The 24,389-nt window shown below is 70.5% G+C and carries 20 protein-coding genes; 10 read left to right on the top strand and 10 right to left on the bottom strand.

Translation table 11 applies throughout. From position 1 onward, the window contains the following. Window positions 1-26 precede the first annotated feature (26 nt). Window positions 27-1,556: an FAD-dependent monooxygenase gene (locus tag ACFVBH_RS02375; protein WP_378999026.1), complete on the top strand. Its 1,530-nt coding sequence runs from the start codon at window positions 27-29 to the stop codon at window positions 1,554-1,556. A 368-nt stretch (window positions 1,557-1,924) separates the two neighbouring features. On the opposite strand, the gene ACFVBH_RS02380 is transcribed toward ACFVBH_RS02375, so the two are convergent. Beyond that, entirely contained in the window at window positions 1,925-2,851 is a 927-nt protein-coding gene (locus tag ACFVBH_RS02380) for a cyclase family protein (protein WP_354990859.1), read from the bottom strand. Between the two features lie 156 nt (window positions 2,852-3,007). Here ACFVBH_RS02380 and ACFVBH_RS02385 point away from each other — a divergent pair, with 156 nt between their 5' ends. Continuing rightward, the gene (locus ACFVBH_RS02385) at window positions 3,008-6,898 is read left to right on the top strand and encodes a Pls/PosA family non-ribosomal peptide synthetase (RefSeq protein WP_378999028.1); all 3,891 of its coding nucleotides are present in this window, start codon (window positions 3,008-3,010) and stop codon (window positions 6,896-6,898) included. Further along, window positions 6,895-8,232 (top strand): M1 family metallopeptidase, encoded by a 1,338-nt coding sequence (locus ACFVBH_RS02390; RefSeq protein ID WP_378999031.1) that lies wholly within the window; start codon window positions 6,895-6,897, stop codon window positions 8,230-8,232. The genes ACFVBH_RS02385 and ACFVBH_RS02390 overlap by 4 nt, the downstream gene beginning before the upstream one ends. 32 nt (window positions 8,233-8,264) lie before the next feature. Here ACFVBH_RS02390 and ACFVBH_RS02395 read toward each other — a convergent pair whose 3' ends face one another. Continuing rightward, entirely contained in the window at window positions 8,265-9,221 is a 957-nt protein-coding gene (locus ACFVBH_RS02395) for an AEC family transporter (RefSeq protein WP_378999033.1), read from the bottom strand. A gap of 87 nt (window positions 9,222-9,308) precedes the next feature. Then, window positions 9,309-10,091 carry a hypothetical protein gene (locus ACFVBH_RS02400; protein WP_378999035.1) on the bottom strand — a complete coding sequence of 261 codons (783 nt, stop codon included), beginning with the start codon at window positions 10,089-10,091 and terminating at the stop codon, window positions 9,309-9,311. A 141-nt stretch (window positions 10,092-10,232) separates the two neighbouring features. Between ACFVBH_RS02400 and ACFVBH_RS02405 the strand changes: the two genes are divergently transcribed. After that, window positions 10,233-11,366: a hypothetical protein gene (locus tag ACFVBH_RS02405; RefSeq protein ID WP_354990864.1), complete on the top strand. Its 1,134-nt coding sequence runs from the start codon at window positions 10,233-10,235 to the stop codon at window positions 11,364-11,366. Between the two features lie 120 nt (window positions 11,367-11,486). Here ACFVBH_RS02405 and ACFVBH_RS02410 read toward each other — a convergent pair whose 3' ends face one another. From ACFVBH_RS02410 to ACFVBH_RS02430, 5 genes are all read right to left on the bottom strand, one after another. Further along, a complete protein-coding gene (locus ACFVBH_RS02410) occupies window positions 11,487-12,491 on the bottom strand; it encodes an LLM class flavin-dependent oxidoreductase (protein ID WP_354990865.1) in 1,005 nt (334 codons plus the stop codon). A gap of 84 nt (window positions 12,492-12,575) precedes the next feature. Continuing rightward, the gene (locus ACFVBH_RS02415; protein WP_378999039.1) at window positions 12,576-14,102 is read right to left on the bottom strand and encodes a glycosyltransferase; all 1,527 of its coding nucleotides are present in this window, start codon (window positions 14,100-14,102) and stop codon (window positions 12,576-12,578) included. Continuing rightward, window positions 14,099-14,779: a class I SAM-dependent methyltransferase gene (locus ACFVBH_RS02420; protein ID WP_378999041.1), complete on the bottom strand. Its 681-nt coding sequence runs from the start codon at window positions 14,777-14,779 to the stop codon at window positions 14,099-14,101. The genes ACFVBH_RS02415 and ACFVBH_RS02420 overlap by 4 nt, the downstream gene beginning before the upstream one ends. Window positions 14,780-15,071: 292 nt before the next feature. Next, the gene (locus ACFVBH_RS02425; protein WP_378999043.1) at window positions 15,072-15,803 is read right to left on the bottom strand and encodes a DUF2334 domain-containing protein; all 732 of its coding nucleotides are present in this window, start codon (window positions 15,801-15,803) and stop codon (window positions 15,072-15,074) included. A 223-nt stretch (window positions 15,804-16,026) separates the two neighbouring features. Continuing rightward, on the bottom strand, window positions 16,027-16,683 hold the full coding sequence (locus ACFVBH_RS02430) for a hypothetical protein (protein WP_354990869.1): 657 nt from the start codon (window positions 16,681-16,683) through the stop codon (window positions 16,027-16,029). 277 nt (window positions 16,684-16,960) lie between these two features. Here ACFVBH_RS02430 and ACFVBH_RS02435 point away from each other — a divergent pair, with 277 nt between their 5' ends. Then, window positions 16,961-17,347: a hypothetical protein gene (locus tag ACFVBH_RS02435; protein ID WP_354990870.1), complete on the top strand. Its 387-nt coding sequence runs from the start codon at window positions 16,961-16,963 to the stop codon at window positions 17,345-17,347. A gap of 75 nt (window positions 17,348-17,422) precedes the next feature. On the opposite strand, the gene ACFVBH_RS02440 is transcribed toward ACFVBH_RS02435, so the two are convergent. Further along, entirely contained in the window at window positions 17,423-18,400 is a 978-nt protein-coding gene (locus ACFVBH_RS02440) for a helix-turn-helix domain-containing protein (protein ID WP_354990871.1), read from the bottom strand. Between the two features lie 144 nt (window positions 18,401-18,544). On the opposite strand from ACFVBH_RS02440, the gene ACFVBH_RS02445 reads away from it, so the two are divergent. The 4 genes from ACFVBH_RS02445 (at window position 18,545) to ACFVBH_RS02460 (ending at window position 23,405) form a co-directional block, all read left to right on the top strand. After that, window positions 18,545-19,141, top strand: coding sequence for an isochorismatase family protein (locus ACFVBH_RS02445; RefSeq protein ID WP_378999046.1), 597 nt, complete (start codon window positions 18,545-18,547; stop codon window positions 19,139-19,141). A 343-nt stretch (window positions 19,142-19,484) separates the two neighbouring features. Further along, entirely contained in the window at window positions 19,485-20,837 is a 1,353-nt protein-coding gene (locus ACFVBH_RS02450; RefSeq protein WP_378999048.1) for a glutamate decarboxylase, read from the top strand. A 37-nt stretch (window positions 20,838-20,874) separates the two neighbouring features. Further along, the gene (locus ACFVBH_RS02455; RefSeq protein WP_378999050.1) at window positions 20,875-22,443 is read left to right on the top strand and encodes a peroxidase family protein; all 1,569 of its coding nucleotides are present in this window, start codon (window positions 20,875-20,877) and stop codon (window positions 22,441-22,443) included. Beyond that, window positions 22,440-23,405, top strand: coding sequence for an acyl-CoA desaturase (locus ACFVBH_RS02460; protein WP_378999052.1), 966 nt, complete (start codon window positions 22,440-22,442; stop codon window positions 23,403-23,405). Before ACFVBH_RS02455 ends, ACFVBH_RS02460 begins: the two co-directional genes overlap by 4 nt. A gap of 22 nt (window positions 23,406-23,427) precedes the next feature. Here the strand turns inward: ACFVBH_RS02460 and ACFVBH_RS02465 are convergent, their stop codons facing one another. Then, the gene (locus tag ACFVBH_RS02465; protein WP_354985508.1) at window positions 23,428-23,712 is read right to left on the bottom strand and encodes a hypothetical protein; all 285 of its coding nucleotides are present in this window, start codon (window positions 23,710-23,712) and stop codon (window positions 23,428-23,430) included. 322 nt (window positions 23,713-24,034) lie between these two features. Between ACFVBH_RS02465 and ACFVBH_RS02470 the strand changes: the two genes are divergently transcribed. Further along, a complete protein-coding gene (locus ACFVBH_RS02470) occupies window positions 24,035-24,388 on the top strand; it encodes an STAS domain-containing protein (protein WP_378999055.1) in 354 nt (117 codons plus the stop codon). Window position 24,389 lies beyond the last annotated feature (1 nt).

The raw sequence follows: 24,389 nt of genomic DNA on the forward strand, positions 1-24,389 counted from the left end.
AACCCGGCGGAAATGGAGTACTGAGAATGCCTGTGCTGGACACCGACGTGATCATTGTGGGCGCGGGACCGAGCGGCCTGATGCTGGCCGGTGAACTGCGGCTCGCGGGTGTGCGGACGCTGGTGCTCGAACGTCAGCCCGCGATCCGGGACGTGCCCAAGGCCAGCGGCATCGGCGGGCGGATCCTGGATCTGCTGCGCTACCGCGGACTGCTCGAGCGTTTCGAGGCGGCGAGCGGTGACCCGCACGTCGCGGCGCGCTTCCCCTTCGGCGACGTGTACCTGGACCTCACGAACATGGCGGAGCCGCCCATGCGGGCGCTGCCGCTGCCGCAGCGGGAGATCGAGCGCATCCTGGACGCGCACGCGAGCGACCTCGGTGCGGAGATCCGGCGGGCCAATCAGGTGATCGGGGTGAGCCAGGACCCCGGCACGGTGACCGCCGAGGTGCGCGGGCCCGACGGCGAATACCGGGTCAGCGCCCGCTACCTGGTGGGCTGCGACGGCGGCCGCAGCCGGATTCGCGAGCTGGCCGGAATCGACTTCCCGGGCACGACCTACCCGCAGGTCAACCGATTCGCCGCGGTCACGGTCTCCGACGCGGTCACCGTGCTCGAGAACGGCGACATCGAGGTCCCCGGGCTGGGCGTGGTGCACGCGGGATTCACCCGCACCGAGCGCGGCGCGTTCGCGTTCGCCGCCACGCCCGGCGGGCTCTCGCTCATGACCACCGAGGACGAGACCGCCGAATACGACGATGACGAACCGCTGACCCTGGCCGAACTCGGTGCGAGCATCACGCGGGTGCTGGGAGCGGAGCTGCCGCTGACCGGTTCGACCCGGCTCTCGCGCTTCACCTTCAAGGACCGGCAGGCCGAAAGGTACAGCGCCGGGCGGATTCTGGTGGCCGGCGACGCCGCGCACCTGTTCCCGGCCACCGGCACCGCGCTGAACGTGGGCATGCTCGACACGGTCAATCTCGCGTGGAAACTGGCCGCCGACGTACAGGGCCGGGCTCCCGCCGGTCTGGTGGACACCTACCACGACGAACGTCATCTCGCGGGCGCCCGGGCCCGCCTGCAAACTCGCGCCCAGGTGGCCCTGCGCCGCGGGCACGATCCGGCCGCCGACGCCCTGCGGACCGTGGTTCAGGAACTGCTGACCGACGAGCAGCCGCTCGAACGCCTGGGCAACCTGGTCGGGCACAACGACATTCGCTACCCCATGCCCGGCGCGAACCCCCACCCCCTGGCCGGCGCCTTCGCCCCCGACCTCACCCTGCACACCGAGGACGGCGTCACCGACGTCGCGACCCTGATGCACGCCGCCCGCCCGGTCCTGCTCATCCTCACCGACCGCCCCGACCTGCACACCGCCGCGAGCGACTGGCGGGAAAGGGTCGAGATCCGCACCGGCAAGACCGCGGATCGCCCCGCCGACGCCCTGCTCATCCGCCCCGACGCCCATGTCGCCTGGGCCGCGCGCATCGACGAATCCGCCGATACCGCGGGCGAATCCCTGCGCGCCGCCCTGACCGCCTGGTTCGGCACGCCCTGACCCGATGCGGTGGTGGGGCGGGCCCCCCCCCCCGCCCCACCCCCCCCCCCCCCCCCCCGGGGGGCCCCAAAAACCCCGTGGCCGGCCGGGCCGGCCGGAGTGGGGGGGTGCCCCCGCCCCGCGGGGGGGGGCCGCGCGCGCCTCCCCCCGCCCCCCCCCCCGCCCCGGGCCCCGCCCCCCCCCCCCCCGCCGGCCCCCCCCCCCCCCCCCCCCCCCCCCCCACCGCGCTCGGCCGCACCGCGGTGCGCCCGAAATCCCGGGTGCCGGCCGTCGACGTCAGAAGGGTCGGGATCCCCGCGCCCGGCGGTGTGGGCCGCCGGGACGCGCGTGCCCGGCGTCCCGGATCCGCTCCGGTCCCCGGATTCGGGTCAGAAGATCGCGACCGGGGCCACCGGGGTGCCTGTCGCGCCGACGAACGGCTCGGGATTGGCCGTGAGCAGGAACTCGTAGCGCCCGTGCTCGGCGCAGGCGACGGCGAGTTCCTGCAGGTTCCAGTTCTGGCCCTGCAGCATGCCCATTTCCACCAGGTGCAGGGCGTGCACGCCGAGCCACAGGCCCTCGATCTCGGGCGGGAAGATCTCGAAGACCAGGGTGTCGTTGGCCACGGCCGCCACGTCCCGGGCATGGAACCACTCGGGGCAGCGGATGGACAGCCCGGGCGAGGGCACGCCGTATCCCTCGCGGTCACCGGCCAGGTAGAGGCCCATCTGACCGGTGCGAATCAGCACGATATCGCCCGGTCGCACCCGCACCCGGCCGAATTCCTCGGCGATCTCGAGGTCCTCCGGGGTGACCGCGTGGTTGCTCGGCAGCCGCTCCACCCCGTGGGCGCCCGCCACATCGAGCAGGACGCCGCGCGAGACGATGTGCGCGGCCCTGTCGATCCCGCTGAACTTGGCCCCGCGATGCGCGGTGATGGTGTCCGCGGGCCGGTTGTTGTAGATCAGCCCCGAATGCGAGACATGGGTGAGCGCGTCCCAGTGCGTCCCGGCCTGCAACCCCATGGTGACCACGTCGTCGCTGGTGGCGACGGTGCCGGGCCCGAACATCTCCCAGTTCACCGCGACCATACTGTGCAGCGGGTTGACCCGGCCGGGGATCATCCCGGTCTGAATGCCCTGCTGGCTCAGCGGCACGGCCAGCGCCACCCGGTGCCCGGTCCGCACGGTCGCGGCCGCCGCCCGCACCACGTTGTCGGTGACGAGGTTCAGGGTTCCGATTTCGTCGTCGGAACCCCAACGGCCCCAGTTGTTCACACGCTTGGCCAGGTCGAGAAACGCCGATGGTAATGCCATGCCGCATGAACTTACGGCTAACGGTGCACACCCGACAATCCGCACCACGGGTAGCGTAGACATTCGGTCACCGTGGAGTTCGCCCGCTGGTAACCCTCGTGTGAAACAACAGACGCCGAAGCGTTCGACAGTTCTATGAGAGGTTGGCACGACGCGATGCTGGAGCCCCAGGTCGATACCGCGCTGGGCGCGAGTCCCATGCTGCGGGCGGCGCTCGCCCCACCGGCCCGCACGCTGGTCGACATCCTGGCCGCCACCACGGCCGCGCATCCGGACGCCGCCGCCATCGACGACGGCGACACGATCCTGAGCTACACCGAGCTGACCGGGGCCGTCGAAGCCCGGGTGCGCGAACTCGGCGCGGCCGGGGTGCGGGCGGGCGATCGGGTCGGGGTGCGCATGCCCTCGGGCACGCGGGCGCTGTACGTGAGCATTCTGGCCGTACTGCACGCCGGGGCCGCGTACGTCCCGGTCGACGCCGACGATCCGGACGAGCGGGCCCGCCTGGTCTTCGGGGAGGCGCGGGTGACCGCGATCCTGACCGCCGACGGCATCGAAACCACGGCCGCCGCAGCGCAATCGGCGGGCGGCCCCACCGCGGCCCCCACCCCCGCCGACGACGCCTGGATCATCTTCACCTCCGGGTCCACCGGTACGCCCAAGGGCGTCGCGGTCACCCACCGCAACGCCGCGGCCTTCGTCGACGCCGAGGCCCGCCTGTTCCTGCCCGCCGAGCCGATCGGCACCGAGGATCGCGTATTGGCCGGTCTCTCGGTCGCCTTCGACGCCTCCTGCGAGGAGATGTGGCTGGCCTGGCGCAACGGCGCGTGCCTGGTTCCGGCCCCGCGCGCGCTGGTCCGCACCGGCGCGGATCTGGGCCCCTGGCTGGTGCGCCGCGAGATCAGCGTGGTCTCAACCGTGCCGACCCTGGCCGCGACCTGGCCCGCCGAGGCACTGGACTCGGTGCGCCTGCTCATCTTCGGCGGCGAGGCGGTGCCGCCGGAACTGGCCGAGCGGCTGGCCGGGACCGCCGACCGCGAGGTGTGGAACACCTACGGTCCCACCGAGGCGACGGTGGTGGCGTGCGCGGCGCTGCTGGACGGTTCGTTCCCGGTGCGCATCGGCCTGCCCCTGGACGGCTGGGATCTCACCGTCGTGGACGCGGCCGGAAACCCGGTGGGCGAGGGCGAATCCGGCGAACTCGTCATCGGCGGCGTGGGCCTGGCCCGGTACCTGGATCCGGCCAAGGACGCCGAGAAGTACGCGCCACTGCCCTCGGTGGGCTGGGACCGCGCCTATCGCAGCGGCGATCTGGTGCGCAACGACAGCGCGGGCCTGGTGTTCCTGGGCCGCGCGGACGATCAGATCAAACTCGGCGGCCGGCGCATCGAACTGGGCGAGATCGACAACGCGCTCCAGCACCTGCCCGGGGTCACCGGCGCGGCCGCCGCCATCCGAACCACCAAGGCGGGCAACAAGATACTGGTCGGCTACCTGACCGGGCCCGGCCCCGACTACGACGTCAAAGCGGCCAGGGCGATACTGGCCGAACAGCTTCCGGCTCCGCTGGTGCCCCGCCTGGCCGTGGTCGCCGACATGCCCACCCGCACCTCGGGCAAGGTCGATCGCGACGCCCTGCCCTGGCCCCTGCCCAAGGCCACCGACGCCGATCCGGGGCTGAGCGAGACCGAACGCTGGGTCGCCGGCCTGTGGGATTCGATCCTGGGCGCGGAGGTCACCGATCCGAGCGCCGACTTCTTCGATCTGGGCGGCGGCTCGCTCGCGGCCGCGCAACTGGTCGGCGCCCTGCGCGAACGCCATCCGCGAATCACCGTCGCCGATCTCTACGACTCCCCCCGCCTGGGCGCGCTGGCCGCCGCGCTCGACGCCACCGCACCGGTCGCCGCCGCCACCGAACGCGTGGTGCGCCCGGTTCCACTGCGCGCCCAGCTGTTCCAGGTGCTGTCCACGATTCCCCTGACCACGCTGACCGGCCTGCAGTGGCTCACCTGGCTGGCCATCGTCGGCAACATCGCGGCCTGGACCGAGTCGCTACCCTGGCTGCCGCGCCTGTCGTGGTGGTGGGCGCTGCTGGCGTTCGTGCTGTTCATCTCCCCGCCCGGCCGGATGGCGTTGTGCGTGGCCGGATCCCGGCTGCTGCTGCGCAATGTGGAGCCCGGCAGCTATCCGCGCGGCGGCTGGACGCATCTGCGGTTGTGGGCCACGGTCCGGCTGTCCGCGGCCAGCGGCGCCGAAAGCCTGTCCGGCGCACCGTGGATGGTGCCGTTCGCGCGGGCGCTGGGCGCGCGTATCGGCCAGGGCGTCGACCTGCACACCCTGCCTCCGGTCACGGGCATGCTCGAACTGGGCGACGGCTGCAGCATCGAACCCGAGGTCGACCTGTCCGGCTACTGGATCGACGGGGATCTGGTGCACATCGGGCCGATCAGCATCGGCCCCGGCACGGTGGTGGGCGCGCGCTCGATCCTGCTGCCCGGCACCAGGATCGGCAAGAACGCGGAGATCGCGCCGGGCTCGGCGGTCGCGGGCAAGGTCAAGGGCGAGCAGGCGTGGGCGGGCTCCCCGGCGGTGAAGGTCGGTAAGGCGCAGCACAACTGGCCCGACCACACGCCCGCGCGGGCGCGGCACTGGGTCGCCATCTTCGGCATCACCTCCATGCTCCTGGCGGCGGTCCCGATTCTGGGCCTGGGCACCGGCGGCGCGTTCATCGCCTGGTGGATTCGCGACACCACGACGCTGTCCGCGGGCCTCGGCCGCGCGTTCGCGATCCTGCCGGTGGCGACCCTGCTCAGTCTGGGCGTGTACGCGGCGGTGACGATCGTGGCCGTGCGACTGTTCAGCATCGGGCTGACCCCGGGCTATCACCCGGTGCGCAGCCGGGTCGGCTGGCAGACCTGGGCCACCGAACGCCTGCTGGACGCCGCCCGCACATTCCTGTTCCCGCTGTACGCGAGCCTGCTGACCCCGATCTGGCTGCGCCTGCTCGGCGCGAAGATCGGCAAGCACGTCGAGGCGTCCACGGTGTTGCTGCTGCCGAAGTTCACCACGGTCGCCGACGGCGCGTTCCTGGCCGACGACACCATGATCGCCAGCTACGAACTCGGCGGCGGCTGGCTGCACATCGGTGAGGCCAAGGTCGGAAAGCGTGCCTTCCTGGGGAATTCGGGCATGACAGCGCCGGGTCGCCGGGTGCCCAAGAACGGTCTGGTCGCGGTCCTGTCGGCCGCGCCGTCCAAGGCCAAGGCGGGCTCGTCGTGGCTGGGCAGCCCCCCGGTGCGACTGCGCCGGACCGCCGGAAGCGGCGACACCGCACGCACTTTCGATCCGTCCCCGCGCCTGCGGGTGGCGCGCGGCATCGTCGAGACGTGCCGGCTGATCCCGGTGCTGGTGACCTTCGCCATCGGGCTCGGGGTGCTGTTCGCCCTGGCCTGGCTCGCGCAAACGGTCGGGCATCTGGCCACCGCGCTGCTGAGCGGGCTGGTGCTGCTGGCCGCGGGCGCGGTCGCCGGCGCGGTGTCGGTGGTCGCGAAGTGGTTGCTGGTCGGGCGGATCGGCACCGAGGAGCATCCGCTGTGGAGCTCGTTCGTGTGGCGCAACGAGGTCGCCGACACGTTCGTCGAACACGTGGCCGCGCCGTGGTTCGCGCGCGCCGCGACCGGTACGCCGGTCCTGAATCTGTGGTTGCGCGGATTGGGCGCGAAGATCGGGCGCGGGGTGTGGTGCGAGTCGTACTGGCTGCCCGAGGCCGACCTGGTGACCCTCGGCGACGGCGCGACCGTCGAGCGCGGTTGCGTGGTGCAGACGCACCTGTTCCATGATCGAATCATGGCCATGGACACCGTGACTCTGGGCGCCGGGGCAACCCTGGGCCCGCATTGCGTCGCCCTGCCCGCCGCCAGTATCGGAGCCGGCGCCACCGTCGGACCCGCGTCGCTGGTGATGCGCGGGGATGCGGTGCCGCCCTCGACCCGCTGGTGGGGCAACCCGATCGCGCCGTGGCCCGGCAAGATCGGGGCCGCCCGGTGAGGGTGAGCAAGTTCGCCGAGGAGCCGATCGACGACTACCTGCCGCAGAACGGCAATCGCGGGTATCGGGTGTCCCGGTACGACCTGGATCTGACCTACAAGGTCGCCAGCAACCGACTCGCGGCGCGCGCGGAGATCACCGCGGTGACCACCCGGGAGCAGGATCGCTTCGCGCTCGACCTGGCACAGTCCCTGGCCGTGTCCAAGGTGCTCGTCAACGGCGCGCGCGTGGCGAAATACACACACCAGCACGGGAAGTTGGTGATCACCCCGGCGCAGCGGATTCCGGCGGGCGGTGCGCTGTCGCTGACCATCCAGTACGCGGGCGCGCCGCGCCCGGTGCGCGGGCCGTGGGGTGAGGTGGGCTGGGAGGAATTGACCGAGGGCGCGCTGGTGGCCAGTCAGCCCAACGGCGCGGCCTCCTGGTTCCCGTGTGACGATCACCCGAGTTCCAAGGCCAGCTACCGGGTATCGATCACCACCGACACCCCGTACTACGCACTCGCCAACGGCACGCTGATGCGTAAGCAAACCAAGGCGAGTCAGACCACCTGGGTGTACGAGCAGGCCGAGCCCATGGCCACGTATCTGGCGACCGTGCAGATCGGGCCGTACCGCAAGCACCGCATCGACACCCGGCGCGGTGCGGTGCCCATGCAGGCGGTGCTGCCGCTGCGGCTGCGCGCGGCCTTCGACCATGATTTCGCGCGCCAGCCCCGCATGATGGAGGTCTTCACCGAGGCGTTCGGGCCGTATCCGTTCGACGGGTACACGGTGGTGGTCACCGACGACGACCTCGAGATACCCATCGAGGCGCAGGGCATCTCCACCTTCGGCGCGAATCACTGTGACGGGGAACGGGGTTCGGAACGGCTGGTCGCGCACGAGCTCGCGCACCAGTGGTTCGGCAACAGTCTCACGATCTCGCGGTGGCGGGACATCTGGCTGCACGAGGGCTTCGCCTGTTACGCGGAATGGATCTGGTCCGAGGCCGCGGGCGGGCCCGCCGCCGATCAGCTGGCCCGTTCGGCGCACCGCAATCTGGCGCATCTGCCGCAGGACATCCTCATCGGTGACCCCGGCCCGGCCCGGATGTTCGACGACCGGGTGTACAAGCGCGGGGCGCTCGCGCTGCACTCGCTGCGACTGCTGCTCGGTGACCCGAAGTTCTTCAATCTGCTGCGCGAGTGGACGGCCCGGTACCGGCACTCCTCGGTGACCACCGACGATTTCACGGACCTGGCAGGGCATTACAGCCCGAATCCGCTGCGGTCGCTGTGGGATACGTGGCTGTACACCCCGGCCCTGCCCGCGTTGCCGCCACCACCGCGCTGAGCGGGGCCCGCGGCCTCGGGTGAACGGGCCGGTCAGCCCGAGATCAGCAGCGCCGCCCAGATCGGTAACAGCAGCAACGACACCAGCGTCGATTTCACGACCGTGGCGGCGGCCAGATCGATGTCGGTGTCGTAGCTCTGGGCGAACAGGAAGAGGTTCTGGGCGGTCGGCATGGCCGCGATGAGGGTCAGGTACGCGAGCCACGGGTGCCCGACGTGGAATACGGCGTCCGCGATGAGCCAGGTGAGCGCCGGAAAAGCCAGGCACTTGCAAGCGATCAGCCAGTACTCGCCGGGGGCGGCCGGGCGCAGCCGCAGGCCCGTGCCGCCCAGGTGCAGTCCGAGCGCGAACAGCGCGATCGGGGCCGATGCCGCGCCCGCGGTGGACAGACAGTCCAGCATCCACCGCGGCACCGGCACCGCGGTGAGATTGGCGCCGATGCCGAGCCAGCAGGACAGCACCAGCGGGGTGGTCAGCGCCGACCACAGCCCGCGCCGCACCCGGCCGGCGGCGGTGGCGCCGACCGGAATCCCGTCCCCGGGAGCCGATTCCAGCAGGGCGATGATGACCGTGGTCAGGACACACACCTGCAGCAGCAGGATCGGGAAGATCGGCGAGACGTCCCCGAAGAGCAGTGCGAACACCGGGATCGCCAGGTAGGCCGTGTTGACCTGGCAGGCGGCCATGATGCGCAGGGCGATACCACGCATCCCGAGCCCCCGGGCGTAGCAGATGCCGCCGACCAGGCAGGCGGCCAGCAGCAGAGTCAGGGCGTAGGAGCCGATGGCGCGCGGGTCGAACACCCGGTCCAGGTCGGCGGCATAGAGGCTGCCCAGCAGATAGGCCGGAATGGCGAAGCGGAAGGCGAACTCGGAGAACAGTTTCGATGCCGCCGCGTCGATGGTCCCGCGCCGCGCGAACACCACCCCCGCCGCGAACACGAACACCACCGGCGCCAGCTTCGCCGCCATGGCGGTCACGCCACCCACATCATCCTCCACGCCACCGCACGCACACCGGCCGTGAGCGTACGTCCGCGTGTCCGGCGACGGCGGCCCGAGCCCAGGCGGCGAGTGTCAGCCGGAGATGTCGTTGATGCAGTAGCCTTCCGAGCCGATCGCCACCGTGAAGACCATCGGCTGGGTCACGCCGGAGGAGTTCGTCACCGGAACCGTCACCAGGACATCGGAGATGCCCGAGGGTGCGGTGGTCATCTCACCGAATCCGGTGGTGCCGGTGAGCCTTCCGGGATTGTTGGCCAGGACCGAACCGGCGCAGACGAGGGGATACCTGCCCTCCACGTCGTCCGCGTTCACGGGTTTGCCGACCCATCGGGACAGGTAGCGCCGCACCGCGTAGCGCGCGTCCGCGTCGTCGAACGCGGCGTCGGACCCGGTCGCGTACACCCGCGGGCAGGCGTAGCCCGAGGCGATCTCGCTGCGTTTGACGCTGACGGTCTGTACCGGGCCCTTCCAGATCACCGCGAACTGCCCGTCGACGCCCGGCTGGGCGACCGCGGCCAGGATGGCGTCCTTGTCGCCGTACATGGTCCGCGCGTTCTGCGGCTCGATGGTCCAGCACTTGCGCACGACGGTGTCGAGGTCCTGCCCCGTCAGATCCCGGACCCACGGCTGCAAAGCCTTGGCCGCGTTGGGATTACCGGGAACCTCCCCGATGGCGACGGCCGCGCCCGAGGTGATCGGCGCGGCGGTGGTCGGCTCCGCCGCGCTCACCGCCGGTGTGGCGGTGGGCATCCGCGCCACCGTATGCCCGTCATGCTGGTCCCCGGATCCGCACCCGGTCACCACCGCCAGCAGCAGACCCACCCCGAGAACCCCGCGCACTCCACGCTCGATCACACCCCCATGCTAACGATCGCCGCACTCCCCCTACGGCATTCGACACCCCAATCAGCACTTTCGCCCGGTTTGCCCGTTTTGATCACCCGGTCATATAGTCCGGGACGCTATTGGACGAAGAACTGAACAGGTGGGTGGGGAATGACGGACGAGGTCGAATCCGCGGCGGAGGATACGACGGTCCCGGCGCGGAAACGCCGGCGGTGGCCGGCGATCGCACTGACCGCCGTGGTGCTGGCGGGGGTGGCCGCCGGGGCGAGCTGGCTCATGCTCGGGGATCACCGATCCGCGGAAGAGATCGCACTCGACGACTTCCGGACCGCGCGCCAGGGCCTGACCAAAGCCGCCGGGGCGCACTACACGGGGAAGCTGACGGACAGGGACGGCAAGTGGGTCGCCTTGGACCTGCGAGTGACCAACGTCGGCGAGGTTTCCGGCACCGTCGAGATCGCACCCGGTCAGTGGGTCGACTATCTGCATGTCGATGACAAGACCTTCATGAAGGGCACGCGCGCGGCGTGGATCGCCGACGGCGCGAGCGAGGAGGCCGCAACCGGCTCGGACGGCAAACAGGTGTCCCGGCACTACGTGTTTCACGGGATCACCCTGTCCTCGGCGCTGAATCCTTCGGTTCTGGGTAAGCAGCTCGACAACAGCGCGAGCAGCGGCAGCGCGCTCGTGGTCGGCGAGCCCGTCGCCATCGACGACCACGCTGCCACCCCGATCAGCAGCGGCGGGGTGACAACCTACGTACGTGACGGCCGGGTATCCCGAATCGTGAACGCCACCTTCGATATTCGAGTCACTCCGCTGAGCACGACCGAGGTGGACACCCTGTACTCCGACCTGGTGCCGGTGGTGACGGCGCTGGCGGACGCCTCCGATTCGGAGAAGAAGATCGAACACAACGCGGGGTGGAGCACCCCGTGCGCGCGGACGTGCTCGGCCCTGTCGACCATAACCGCCACGGCTCAGCCGTTCATCGCGATCACCGGTCCGGGGGTCGCCTCGGCGAACACCGACACCATCATCGCGTACAGCATCGGACTCACTTTTGCCGGCGTCGATCAGGACCGGCCCGACTGTGTGGGCACCGCGACGATCCCGGCCAATGGATCCACCACGGTGTCCTGCGCATTCGAACCCCCGCCGGGTTCGGACGTCACCTCCGCGATCTGGGCGCGCGCCATCTTCGGACAGGCTCGCGCCGATCAGCTGGTCAAGGCCCTGGAGAACAACGCCGACCGCAGCCGGTACAAGGCCACGAGGAGCTGATCATCGCTCGACTCGATCGAGTTTCGCACGGCCGGCGTGCGAAAGGGCCGGGGTGCGGGCGGGCGGCGGGTGATCCGAGGCCCGAACCCCTGGCGCCCCTGGAATTCGGGCCTCGTCCGATCAGCGAACCGCTTCCTGGGCAACGCGATCCGGGGTCGTGAGCTCGACCGAGCGGACGCGGTCGGCGATGTCGGTCGCGTGGTGGGCCAGGATCAGTTCGTCGGCCTCGATCGAGGCGGCGAAGTCGTCGAGGTAGGCGCGAACCCGATCGGGGGTGCCGACCGCGGTGTAGGTGGTCATCGCCGAGAGCTGGGAACCGTTGGGGGAAGCCAGGAACGCGTCGATCTCGTCGTCGGTGTAGTCGATGCCGGCGGCCCCGCGCTTGATCATCGCGCGGGCGCGGGCGCGGTAGGCGATGGTCTTCTGGGCTTCCGCGTCGGCCTGGTCGTCGGCGGCGAACACATTGGCCCCGGCCATGACGTAGGGCTCGGCCAGCTGCTCGGAGGGCTGGAAACCACTGCGGTAGGCCGCGACCGCCTGGTGCAGGGCGTCGGGGGCGAAGTGCGAGGCGAAGGCGTACGGCAGGCCCAGGTGCGCCGCGAGCTGCGCACCGAACAGGGACGAGCCCAGAATGTAGAGCGGCACAATGCCTTCCGCGCGCGGCACGGCCTGCACGCCGGGGATGCGGGAATTGCCGGACAGGTAGCCCTGGAGCTCGAGGACGTCCTGCGGGAAGGAATCCGCCGAGGACGGATTGCGGCGCAGCGCCCGCATGGTCTGCTGGTCGCTGCCCGGCGCGCGGCCGAGCCCGAGATCGATGCGCCCGGGGAACAGGGTCTCCAGGGTGCCGAACTGCTCGGCGATGACCAGGGGCGAATGGTTGGGCAGCATGATGCCGCCGGAGCCGATGCGGATCGTCTCGGTCTGCGCGGCCACGTGTCCGATCAGGACGCTGGTCGCGCTCGAGGCGATCGAGCGCATGTTGTGGTGTTCGGCGTACCAGACCCGGGTGTATCCGCTGCGTTCGGCGGCCCGCGCCAGTTCGACGCTGTTGTCGAAGCTGTCGCGCGCGGTGGTGCCGGGCGCGACCGAGGCCAGGTCGAGCAGGGACAGTGCGGGGGCCATACGACGCCGCCTTTCGGAGACCGGTGCTGTTCGGGGCGGATGCGGTGCGCACCCACCCCTGTGACAAGCGTCGCGGGCCCGAACTTATGCCCCGAGGGTCCGGTGAGTGGCATTACAGTGCCGCAGCACGGCCCGGCGCAGTTCCACTAAACCCACACCGACCAGCGGCGATCGCGCCAGGGCCAGGACACTGACCGAATGTCCCGGCTCGGTCGCGCAGTCGGCGAGCGCGGCGCGGGTGGCCGGGTCGAGGCTCGCCGCCACGATCGCGGCGGCGACCGGCTCGGCCCGGCCGGGGCCCAGGGTCAGGACCGCCGAGCGGGCCAGGGTCCAGAGATCGTCGGCGCGGCGGCGCGGCACGGGCAGTGCGTCACGGTGGCGGGTTTCGAAGTCGATCCACGCGGCCGTTCCGGTGGCGGGATCCAGCAGGACGTTGCGCAGGACGGCGTCACCGTGGCTCTGCCCGGCGGTGTGCAGTCCCGCCAGCGCACGGGCGGCGGCGGTGATCACCCGGTCCGCGTGATCGGCCGGGCCGCCGGGTACCGCGTCGGCCGGGACGCCCGGCAGATACGGAATGAGCAGGCCGCCGTGCGCGGCCGGGCGGACATCCTGCCCGTACAGTGCTCGATGCACCGCGTTTTCGCGGTCGTGCCAGGCGGTTCCGGACACCACGCGCACCGGTTCGCCGCAGATCGCGAGCCACAGATTCCACAGCGGCAGCAGCGGCGCGCGGGCGCGACGCCTGCGCTTGTGGAACCAGCGCCGCCCGTCGACCCGCACCGGGTCGAGTTCGTGCATCGCGGTGCCCGCCACCAGCGCGGCGAGCCGCAGCCGCCACCGCCGCGGGGTCTCCGTGCCCGCGGGCGGGTGGCGGAATCGGTCCGGGTAGCGGGCGCGGCCACTCGAATGCAGCACCGCCCAGGCGTATTTCACGAACGTGCGGGTGTAGCCGAAGGCCGGGATCTCCATGCGCCGCGCGGAGGACAACACGGTCAGTTCGCGGTCGTAGACGAACCGGTCGCGCCGGGCCCGCCACAGACCGGCCAGCAGCGGCCATTCCTCGGAGATCTGCACGCTCTCGTCGAACGGCCCGAACGTGTCGAAGGCATCGCGGGTGCTGAACATGAAGGCGGACATGGCTTTCGCGCGGGCGATGGGCAGCGCGCGCACTACATTCCAGAACGCCCACCACAGCCGGGCCCGGCGGCCGCCGTCGAGCGCGCCGAGCCGGGTCAGCCCGCCCTGGTAGCCGGCGTGCACGTGGGTGAGCGTGCGGGAGAAGGCGTCGGCGGGAACGCGGGTGTCGGCGTCAACGAAGATCAGCACGTCGCCCGCGGCCAGCTCGGCGCCCAGGTTGCGGGCGCGCGCGGCGCCCGGCCGGTCCGCCACCGCGACGCGGATCGGAACCCGGGAGGCGCCCCAGGCTGTTTCGGCTGCCTCGGCACAGGTGAACGAGCGCGCCAGTTCGGCTGTCCCGTCCGTGCTGGCGCTGTCCACGACGATGATCTCGATCGATGCGCGCGCCGTGCGCGCGGCGATCACCAGCGACCGCAGGGTGTCGCCCAGCGCCGCCGCCTCGTTGCGCGCCGGAACGATCACCGAGACCTTCATTCCGCGCGCTCCAGGACGAACAGGTCGCGCCCGCCGAACGGCACCGGGAACCGGTCCGCCTCGAAGGCGGTCACCCGCAGTCCCGCGGCCGCGGCGGCGGCCCGCACGTCGGCCCGCGAGAAGACCCGCAGCACCCGCAGCGCCTGCGGGGTCGGCGCGACGTATCCGACGGCGCGGGCGATGCGAAACGCCAAGCGCCCGAACAGGAATCCCCGCACCACGAGTGCGGCGTGCCCGGCCGGGCCGCCGACGGTCGACTGGAGCACGATGATCCGCGGCGCGACCCGCCCCGCCTCGCGCAGCAGCACCGTGGCATCGGTCGGGAACTGCAGGACGTGCAGCACCAGCGCCGCCTCGAAAGCGTTGTCCGCGAACGGCAGCGCCCCGTCCGCGCACAGCACCGGCGCGGGCCCGGCCACATGCATGTCGACCACATCGGTCTCGACGAAACTCGAGGCCGTCACCGCGCGCAGCGCCTCGGTGTTGTGCCCGGTCCCGGATCCGATGTCGATCACTCGCCCGCCCACGGGCAGGTGTGGCGCGACCCGCGCCGCGATCCGGCCCGCCCGCTGGGCCGCGGCCCTGTCCAAGCGTGCCCGCAGAAACGCCCCGATCCGGGACGATGCCCCCGCGTCGCCCGCCGCCCGGCGGGACACGGTCCTGCCGTCCGCGCTCATCGGACGAGCTCCGGGGTACGCGCGGCGCCGGTGTGGATCCACTCTCGCGCGACATCCGGGAACGCTCGGACCGCCGCATAGTAGGGCCACGCCGCTCGCTCCCCTGCCACGCGACCGCAGGACTCCCCCGGACCGTCGATGCCGGTCCCGGCGCACCGGTGTCCGGGGTGCGGCGAGCGCACCGGCGCGGATCTACGCCACGCGTGCGGAAATGCGCTCCCGCGTGCGTACCGGGCGCCCGGCTCGATCGGCGACATCCCGTACCGAGTCGGCCCGCCACGCTCGCCCGCGCTCATCGGGTCTGCGCCCGGTCGATCAGCTCGCGGATCAGGGCGGGGGTGCGCCCCAGGGCTAACTGAGCGCGGACCGCGGCGAGGGCGTGGGGCAGAAAGCCGCGGCGGACGTCGAGGGGGTGGATGGTGATCGTCGGGACCGCGCCTGGCCGCAGGTCGGCCAGATGGCCGACGGCCGCGGCCGCGCGGGACAGGGCCGCGAGCGGCGACACGTCCCAGATGCGAGTGGCCAGCCGCACGGTGCGGCCGTGCACGTCGGCCGCCGATGCCCAGCCGACCCGGTATCGGAGCCCCACGGCGGCAAGGGTTTCCGTTCCGACACTGCCCAATCGGTATGCCGGGGGCAGAAATCCCTCCACGGGGGTGCCGAGCCGCTCGCTCAGTGCGTCCCGGCCCGCGCGCAATCGCACCGCCGCCGCGTCGGCGCCGAGCCCGGCGAACTCGTCGGCACCGCCGGTGAGCAGGCTGACCGGCCCGCGGCCGCGCTCGCGGCGATGCGTCCAGCCGTGCAGCAGCACCTCCTGTGCACGGCCGGCGACCAGCTGCTCGTCGCCCGGCTGGAGCGGCCGCCCGCCCCAGCACGGCACGACGCCCGCGGAGACCCGCGATCCGACCAAAGGCGTCAGCGCATCGAAGATCTCGGCTGTCTCGGCAGCCCACTCCGGCGCGACGTCGTGTACCGAGACGTGAAAGCGATCGACCCCGAACGCGCTCGGCGAAACTCTCCCCATGCGGCGAATTTACACGTCGCCCTGACTCTGCTCCGCGTGCCCGGCGTCGCGAATCACGCTGCCGCCCGCGGTGGTTGGCCGCGTTCCGGCAGCCGTCGCACCCCGGATCGCCGCCGGTGCCCCGCGGCGCCGTCCGCACCGGTGTCCGAACGCCCGCGCGTACGCGATGCCGTCCCGGGTGAGCGGGCCGTGCCCGGCGGGACCGTGGGCCCCGCCGGTCGGCTCAGTTCTGGCTGCCCGGCTCGGTGAACAGGCGCGGCTGCAACTGTTCCTCGGCCCAGTCCAGGGTTTCGCGCAGATCCAGCCACATGCGGCGGCGGTTCGTCTCGGGATCGTTCATCCCGGTCTGGGCGTAAGTGAGTACACCCCAGAGGATTTCGCGCCGCGAACTCGGGCTCACCGCGGAGAACGCCACGGGGATGGCGATGCCGACGCGGGTGACGGTGAAACGGTTCTCCGCGCCGTGGATTCCGGCCGTCAGCTGGCGGGGATCGTCGGTGACCTTGATCCATTCCACGATGGTGCCGGGGACCTGCTCCACCAGCATCTCGGTGATCTGTTCCCGGATCATCTCCTCGGGATCGAAACCGAGGCGGCCGATGAAGGTGTCGTCCCCGGCCAGGCGGGCGAAGTCGTCCGCGGGTACCCCGTGCTTCGGGTTCTCCTCGAACTCTCCTGTCAGAGTGCCGTTCTCGTCCACCAGCCAGCAGCCCTTGATCGCCTCCGCCGGGACGTACCCGTCGGGGTCCTCGACGTAGTCGGCGTCGATCGCCGCGACCACGCCGTTCGGATTCTCCAGGGCCGCCGCCACCAGTCCGGCGTCGGGCACCCAGTCCGCGGGCGCCCGCACCACCCGGCGCTGCGAATTCGAAGAAGTCACCGTGCATCCCTTTCGTATCGTTACCCTCAGATTAGACCGGCGGCCGCGCGCACCGACTCCGGTCGCACGCCAAAGCGGCGCTGCCGCAACAACACTGACACGCCCGTCCCGGCGAATACACCACCGCCGTACCGATCCCGCCCGGCGCTTCCCGCGCGGGATCGTCGATGCACGATAGCGGCCCCGCCCGCCGGTCCCGCACGACCCTCCCCCACCCCGACACGCGCACCGCGCGAGTTCCGGGAATCCGCTGACCAGGGGTGGCACCCTGTCCGCTGTGACCGATTCGCTGACCATGGCCGCGATCGAAACCGTCTCCCGGACGGTCAATTCCTATGCGGTCGCGGCCGCCGGGAAACCCCTGCCACCGGTGACCTGGATGTGGGAGTGCTGCGCCCGTTTCACCGTGTCCCACACCGGCGAGCCCGGCGCCGCCGAGTTCTGCGGCACCATCGACCCCGACCTGCCCAGCATCGAGGCCAAATCCCACCTGCTGCAATGGGCCCAGGCCCTGAACATGACCGAGACCACCACCGACCGCGAGTCCGCGGACGGCCGCCGCAGCTTCACCTGCGCACTGGCCGACTCCCGGATCCGCCTGACCGCCTTCGTCGAATCCCTATGCCCCGCAACCGAAACCCAGCCCCTGGCCATCATGTCCTGAACGTCTGTGTCGCAGCCGGACCGCGGCGGAAGCGAGCGCTTCCGGCGCGGGCCGGTCACGAGAGATCGGCCGAATTCAGCCGATTCGGAAGCGTTTTCGGTACTCGGTCGGGGTGACGTCGAGTGTGCGGCGGAAGGCACGGGTCAGGGTGTCGGTGGTGTTGAAGCCGGAGCGGGTCGCCACGCGGTCGAGGGTGGCGTCGGTGGTTTCGAGCTGGTTCCGGGCCACTTCGACGCGGGCGGACTCGATGTAGGCGGCGGGTGACATCCCGAGTTCGGATTTGAAGACCCGGTTCAGTTGACGTTCGCTCATATGGGCCTCGGCGGCCAGGTCGGTGACGGTGAGCGGGGTCGCGATATTGCGGGTGATGTAGTGCCGCAGCGCGTCCACACGGCGGGTCGTCGACATCGGTTCCAGGGAAACGCTGAACTGGCTCTGGCCGCTGGGGCGCTTGAGATACATGACGAGCTGGCGGGCGACCCGCAGGGCGGGGGCGTCGCCGAAGTCGTCGGCCACCAGCGCGAGGGCCAGATCCAGGCAGGCGGTGAGTCCGGCGCCGGTCCACACGTTCTCGTCGCGGATGAAGATGGGGTCGGCATCCACCTCGATCGCCGGGTGCTCGGCCGCGAGCTGCTGCGCGGTCGACCAGTGCGTGGTGGCGCGTCGGCCGTCGAGCAGCCCGGCGTCGGCCAGGATGTGCGCGCCCACGCAGACCGAGGCCACGCGGCGGGTGGTGGCGGACAGCGTCCGCACCCGGTCCACCACCGCCGGATCACTCACCGCGCGCACCCGCCGCCGCTCGTCGACCTCGACCGCGCCGGGCACCAGCAGGGTGTCGATCGCACGCCCGGCGAGCTCGTCGAAGGTCACGTCCGGCAGCACCCGCACCCCCGCCGACGTGGTCACCGGGTCCATGGTCTCCGCGGCGAGCACGACGTGGTACCCGGTGGGCTCGTCCATCTCACGCTGCAGCAGCGCGAACACCTCCGGCGGCCCGGTGACGTCGAGCAGGTCGACGCGGTCGAAGAGCACGACGACGATCAAGCGTTCCACGATGACCCTCCCAGCCGACGAATGTCCGATTCTGCAGGTTACCCGACATTCCCGACACGCCGAATCTGCCCTAGCGTGGAACACGTCGCCCCGCGAACACGCGGCTTCGACCCAAACACCCACCGGCAGAAGGATATTCGAGACATGACCCCGCGGAGCACCACCCTGCGCGACCTGAACGGCCTCGATCGAACCCCCGCGACACTGGCCGACGCGACGCTGATCCTGGTCGACTACCAGAACACCTACACCCGCGGCGTCATGGAGCTGACCGGCTGGGAAGCCGCCCTGGACGCCGCCGCCGACCTCCTGGCCCGGGCCCGGGCCGCCGGCGCGGCCGTCATCCACGTGATCAACGACGGCGGCGTCGGCACCCCCTACGACATCACCGCCGAGATCGGGCGAATCCATCCCCGCGTCGCGCCGATCGAGGGCGAGCCCGTGGTGGTCAAGACCGCGCCGAACGGATTCGTCGGCACCGACCTCGCCGATCGGGTCGACGCGGCCGGCCACGACCACGTGGTGCTGGCCGGGTTCATGACCCACATGTGCGTCACCTTCACCACCGAGGGCGCGTTCCTGCGCGGCAACCTGCCCTCCGTGGTGGCCGACGCCTGCGCGACCCGGCCGCTGCCCTCGGTCGTCGCCGAGGTCCCCGCCGAGCAGCTGCACGCCGCCGCCCTGGCGACGATCGGCGATCTCTACGGCGTCGTGGTTCCCACCGCCTCCGCCCTGGGCTGAGGTACGGCGGAAGTCAAGCGATGGAAGGCAATTAGCGGTCGGCGACCTTCTCGGCTGTTCTATTGCAGCGCCGAGACGCCGACTGCTAACCTTGCAACAGGAGCGATTGCCCCGATATAGCCATAGACCCAATGCGTTGTGCCACAATTGTTTCCAATACTCCTCGCTGACTTGCCACGCCGTCGCATCCACAATGCACGACAGTCGGCGACAGTGCATACTTCTGCGGATTCATGACGAGTACGAGCGACGTGTCCACGCTCGGCCATCTCGAAAGCTCTTGTCCCTGAATATCAGCGCGGCCATTTCTCGGCGCCGGCCGCGCCGAGAAGGTGCGTGAACGATGCTTACTCATGTGCAGCCGGACCGGTGGAGCGAATCGGTCGAAGTCAATCCCCTATACAGCGGACTCGTTCCGGCCGGCGGGGTACCGAAATACAAACTCCCCGACCGCCCGATGTCACCGGACGCCGCCGCGGCATTGATTCGCGACGAACTCATCCTGGACGGCAACGCCCGGCTCAACATGGCGACTTTCTGCACGACATGGATGGAACCGCAAGCGCGCGAACTCATCGCGGAATCCCTCGATCGCAATATCGTCGATCAGGACCAGTATCCGCAGACCGCCGAAATGGAGGCGCGCTGCGTCAACATCCTCGACAATCTGTGGCGCGACCCGGACGGCATCAGCGTGGGCTGTTCCACCGGCGGCTCCAGCGAGGCCGCCATGCTGGGCGGGCTGGCCATGAAGTTCAAATGGCGCGAACGCCGCCGCGCGCAGGGTCTTCCGGTCGATCGGCCGAACCTGGCGCTGTCCACGGCGGTGCACACGTGCTGGCCGAAGTTCTGCAGGTACTGGGACGTCGAACCGCGGTGGATGCCGATCGAGGCGGGCGACTACACACTCGACGCCTCCCGCGTGCGCGAGTACTGCGACGAGAACACCATCGGCGTGATCGGGGTACTCGGGTCGACACAGGTCGGCAAGCTCGATCCGATCGCGCGCATGTCGGCGGAATTGGACGCGCTGCAGGCGGACACGGGCATCGACATCCCATTGCACGTGGATGCCGCGATCGGCGGATTCATCACGCCGTTCCTTGATCCGGATCTGGTGTGGGACTTCCGTTTACCGCGCGTGCAGTCCATCAATGCCTCGGGGCACAAGTTCGGCCTCGTCTTCCCCGGCGTCGGCTGGATCGTATGGCAGGAACCCGACGCATTACCCGAGGATCTCGTGATGAATTGCGAGCTGCTCGGCGGCAACGTGGAAACCTTCACGCTGAGTTTCTCCCGGTCCGGCGCGCCGGTCATCGCCCAGTACTACAACTTCCTGCGCCTGGGCTTCGGCGGATACCGCGCGGTTCAGCAGACGTGCGTGGACGTCACGCGCTATCTCGCCGGACAACTCGCCGATATCGAGAGTCTCCAGGTTGTCTCCGGCGGTGAACACCTGCCCGTCCTGACAATTCGGGTGCACCCCGAACGCGAACACGCGTTCACCATCGCCGATTTGTCCGATCGGCTGCGGCTGCGCGGCTGGCAGGCGCCCACCTATACGTTGCCGCCGAATCTGGAACACATCTCGGTGGCCCGGTTCGTCATTCGCAACGGTTTCAGTCAGGCCGTCGCCGACATGCTCCTGACGGATATTCGGCGCGAGGTCGAATTCCTCGACCGCGCCCGCGCGTAACTCCACCGGTTACCTTTCATTTCTTGGGGGATGTCCCATGTGCAGTGCCACCACGTCCGGCCGCGATCTGTCCCGCGACGGCCGCCCCGCTCGCCTCGCCGCGCACGTGCTCTCGCACTACGGCCCGTTCTGGGCCGCGGTGAATCGTGTCGCCCCGGTGCAGCGCCAACTGAACAGTCAGCTGACGCAGATCGCCATGCGGAACCTGCCCACCCGCCCCGAACCGCTCAGCGCGCGCAGTCCCTACACCAGTTGGCCGTCGCTGACCGACCGCACCTATATCGGACGCCAGCTGCCACCGGTCGACGAGCTGCGCCCCGGATTGCCCACGCCCGCGGAAACTCTCGAACTCTTCCGGCGATCGGGCCCGACCGTGACGGCCGAACGATCGACCGCGCTGCTCCCCGCGTGGTCCCAGTGGTTCACCGACGGATTCCTGCATCGCGGAAACGATCCCGATCCCAGTCGCACCGATTCGACCCACATCGTGGACGCCAGGCCGCTGTACGGCCATACCGAGGAGACCAGCAACGCGCTGCGGGCCTTCGAGGGCGGCCGCCTGAAGAGTCGCTGGGTCGGCGCCGCGGAATTCCCGCCGCTGCTGTGCTCGGGCGGGCAGATCAAAGCCGAGTTCGCCGTGCTGAGACCCGTTCGATTCGAGCGCATTCCGCTCGAGAAGCACGATTCGCTGTACGCGCTCGGCGGCGACGGATCCAACTCCACCATCGGCACCCAGATGTTCGCCACCCTGTTCGTGCGCGAGCACAACCGCATCGCCGAGGTCATCGGCGCGGCGCACAAGAACTGGGACGACGAGCGAATCTTCCAGACCACGCGCAACGTGATGATCGTGCTGATGACCCGGGTGGCGCTCGAGGATTACGTCAACCACCTCACGCCGTTCCACTTCCGCTTCGCGCTCGACCCGAAACGCACCTATCGCGGACCCTGGATCCAACCGAACTGGGTCACCGTCGAATACAGCATGTCCTATCGCTGGCACAGCATGATCCCGTCCGAATACCGCATCGACGGCGAGACCGTGCCGCTGATCGACACGCTCGCCAACAGCAAGCTCGTCGAGGCGCGCGGCCTGGGCCCGCTGTTCCAGGACCTGTCCACGCAACCGGCGGGCCGGCTCGGGCTGCTGAACACCCACGAGTCGCTGCTGCCGACCGAGGAGTCGACCATCGTGATGGGCCGCGCCCTGAACATGGCGTCCTACAACGACTATCGCGAGTTCGCCGGTCTGCAACGGGTGACGGACTGGGGGCAGATCTCCAGCGACCGCGGCGTCGTCTCGGGCCTGCGGGAGCGCTACCGCGACATCGACGACATCGACTACTACGTGGGCCAGGCCGCCGAGGAGCCCGCGAAGGGCGCGCTGTGGGGCCGCCTCATGGGCCGGATGTTCGTGGTCTCGGCCTTCTCCGAACTGCTGAACCACCCGCTGCTCTCACCCCGGCTGTTCACCGCGGACACCTTCTCGCCCGAGGGCATGCGCGTCATCGAGTCGACCCATTCGTTCTCGGACATCCTCAACCGGAACACACCGGAGGACAAGCACACTCACCTGGTCACCTTCGGCCGGAGCGCTCCCCGATGAGCACGCATCGGCCGGTCGGGCGCGGCGCCGCGCCCGGGGACCGGCCCGCGGACACCGTGCCGATCGGAGCGGGCCACCGCGTCGCGGCCCTGATCGGCCTGGTGATCGCGCCACCGCTGGTGCTGGCGGCGGCGGTTCCCTTGGCCCTGCGCTACGGGTGGGGACCTTCACTGCTGGATGTCGCGCTGGGCGCGGCCCTGTACGCCGTGGCGATCTTCGGCATCACCGCCGGCTACCACCGCTGCTTCACGCACCGCTCGTTCGCCGCGCGCGGGCCGCTGAAGGCAGCGCTGGCGCTGGCGGGCGGCATCGCTCTCGAGGGACCGGTCACGCTGTGGGCGGCCGAGCATCGCCGGCACCACCGGTATTCCGACGCGCCCGGCGATCCGCACTCACCCTGGCGGTTCGGCACGAGCCGAACCGCGTTGCTACGGGGCCTGATTCACGCTCAGGTCGGCTGGTTCGTCACCGCGCCGAGCAGATCCGACCGCGAACGCTACGTTCCCGATCTGCTCGCCGACCCGATCCTGCGGCGCATCGATCGGTGCTACCCGGTGATCGCCGCGGCCTCCCTGCTCCTGCCCGCGCTCATCGGCGGCCTGGCGACCGCGAGCGCGCACGGGGCCGTCACCGCGTTCCTGTGGGCCGGGCTCGTGCGCTACGCGCTGGTGCATCACGTCACCTGGTCGGTCAACTCGATCTGCCACGCGTTCGGTGACCGGCACTATTCGACCCGGGGCGCGGACCAATCCCGGGACGTGCGCTGGATCGCCCTGCTGACCTTCGGCGAGGGCTGGCACAACCTGCACCACGCCAATCCGACCAGCGCCCGGCACGGCGGGCTGCCCGGCCAGCACGACCCGACCGCGGCCCTGATCCGGATTTTCGAGCGCCTGGGCTGGGCCTATGACGTGCGCTGGCCGACCGCCCCGGATCCCGGTACAACCGCGGCGGTCGAGTAGCGACGCAGTGACCCTCGCTGGGCTACCCCCGCGCCCGCTCGAGTTCGCGGGCGTCCGTGCGTGGGGCGCGTGCGTGGCGGACTTCGGTCACGACCACGACGAGCCCGGCGGCCAGGCAGACCAGGCTGGTGGCGGCCCCGAGGGCCAGCCAGCCGGGGGTTCCGGAGGCGGCGGCGGTGAGCGTGGATCCCAGGGCGATGATGCCCACGAGTAGCAGCGCGAGGCCGGGGCCGTTGCAGGTGTCGAGCAGGGCTTCGGCGGGCTGCTTTCTCGTATCGCCGGCGGTGTCCGAAAAACGTGCGCTCATCGCGGGATCTCCTTCGGAATTGTGCTCCCCACCCCCTTTGTTGCCAGCGGGGGCCGATCCGAAACCCGGCCGAAATTCGCACACCTCGCAGACAACGGTTTGACCACGCGCGCGGATGGGTAACCCCAGGGGAGGTTGAGAATACAGCCGACCCTGGTCCGTGCCGCGTCATGCGCGATCAGTCCACCTCTCGACAGTCGGACAGCGCGCCGCCCGATCGCGGTGACTCGCCGACGTGGTGGACCGACCCTACGGACATCCCCTCACGGGAGGTTTCGCCGTGTCCGCAATCGCAACTCTGCCGGGGCGTATCGAAGTCGATATGCCTGCTCAGCGCCCCGCATCCCACACCACGGACACCGCCTCCCGCCACGTGCACGCCATCATTCGCATCGAAGGCGAACTCGACGCACTCGTGCTGCCCGAATTCCGGCAGACACTGACCACCGCGCTGCGCGCGGGCGTCGCCATCGTGGTGCTCGATCTGCGCAACACCCGGTTCCTGAGCATCGGCAACGCCGCGGTCCTCATCTGCGCGGCGACCGAGGCCGTGGCCAACGGTGTGGATCTGCGCATGGTCGTGGGCCGCCGCGAGGTCGACCGCGTACTGCGCCTGTCGGGTGCGCGCAGCCTGTTGAACTCGTATCACAGCCTGTCCGCCGCGCTGGAGGTGTGAG

It is taken from the genome of Nocardia sp. NPDC057668, assembly GCF_042799795.1.
Lineage (GTDB): Bacteria > Actinomycetota > Actinomycetes > Mycobacteriales > Mycobacteriaceae > Nocardia.

What these genes read in the sequence shown, in the direction of transcription:
- ACFVBH_RS02420 (WP_378999041.1), bottom strand. Translation starts at nt 14,779, where the DNA reads ATGAGCGCGGACGGCAGGACCGTGTCCCGCCGGGCGGCGGGCGACGCG.
- ACFVBH_RS02425 (WP_378999043.1), bottom strand. Translation starts at nt 15,803, where the DNA reads ATGGGGAGAGTTTCGCCGAGCGCGTTCGGGGTCGATCGCTTTCACGTC.
- ACFVBH_RS02445 (WP_378999046.1), top strand. Translation starts at nt 18,545, where the DNA reads ATGACCCCGCGGAGCACCACCCTGCGCGACCTGAACGGCCTCGATCGA.
- ACFVBH_RS02405 (WP_354990864.1), top strand. Translation starts at nt 10,233, where the DNA reads ATGACGGACGAGGTCGAATCCGCGGCGGAGGATACGACGGTCCCGGCG.
- ACFVBH_RS02410 (WP_354990865.1), bottom strand. Translation starts at nt 12,491, where the DNA reads ATGGCCCCCGCACTGTCCCTGCTCGACCTGGCCTCGGTCGCGCCCGGC.
- ACFVBH_RS02470 (WP_378999055.1), top strand. Translation starts at nt 24,035, where the DNA reads ATGCCTGCTCAGCGCCCCGCATCCCACACCACGGACACCGCCTCCCGC.
- ACFVBH_RS02465 (WP_354985508.1), bottom strand. Translation starts at nt 23,712, where the DNA reads ATGAGCGCACGTTTTTCGGACACCGCCGGCGATACGAGAAAGCAGCCC.
- ACFVBH_RS02380 (WP_354990859.1), bottom strand. Translation starts at nt 2,851, where the DNA reads ATGGCATTACCATCGGCGTTTCTCGACCTGGCCAAGCGTGTGAACAAC.
- ACFVBH_RS02375 (WP_378999026.1), top strand. Translation starts at nt 27, where the DNA reads ATGCCTGTGCTGGACACCGACGTGATCATTGTGGGCGCGGGACCGAGC.
- ACFVBH_RS02460 (WP_378999052.1), top strand. Translation starts at nt 22,440, where the DNA reads ATGAGCACGCATCGGCCGGTCGGGCGCGGCGCCGCGCCCGGGGACCGG.
- ACFVBH_RS02385 (WP_378999028.1), top strand. Translation starts at nt 3,008, where the DNA reads ATGCTGGAGCCCCAGGTCGATACCGCGCTGGGCGCGAGTCCCATGCTG.
- ACFVBH_RS02415 (WP_378999039.1), bottom strand. Translation starts at nt 14,102, where the DNA reads ATGAAGGTCTCGGTGATCGTTCCGGCGCGCAACGAGGCGGCGGCGCTG.
- ACFVBH_RS02450 (WP_378999048.1), top strand. Translation starts at nt 19,485, where the DNA reads ATGCTTACTCATGTGCAGCCGGACCGGTGGAGCGAATCGGTCGAAGTC.
- ACFVBH_RS02455 (WP_378999050.1), top strand. Translation starts at nt 20,875, where the DNA reads ATGTGCAGTGCCACCACGTCCGGCCGCGATCTGTCCCGCGACGGCCGC.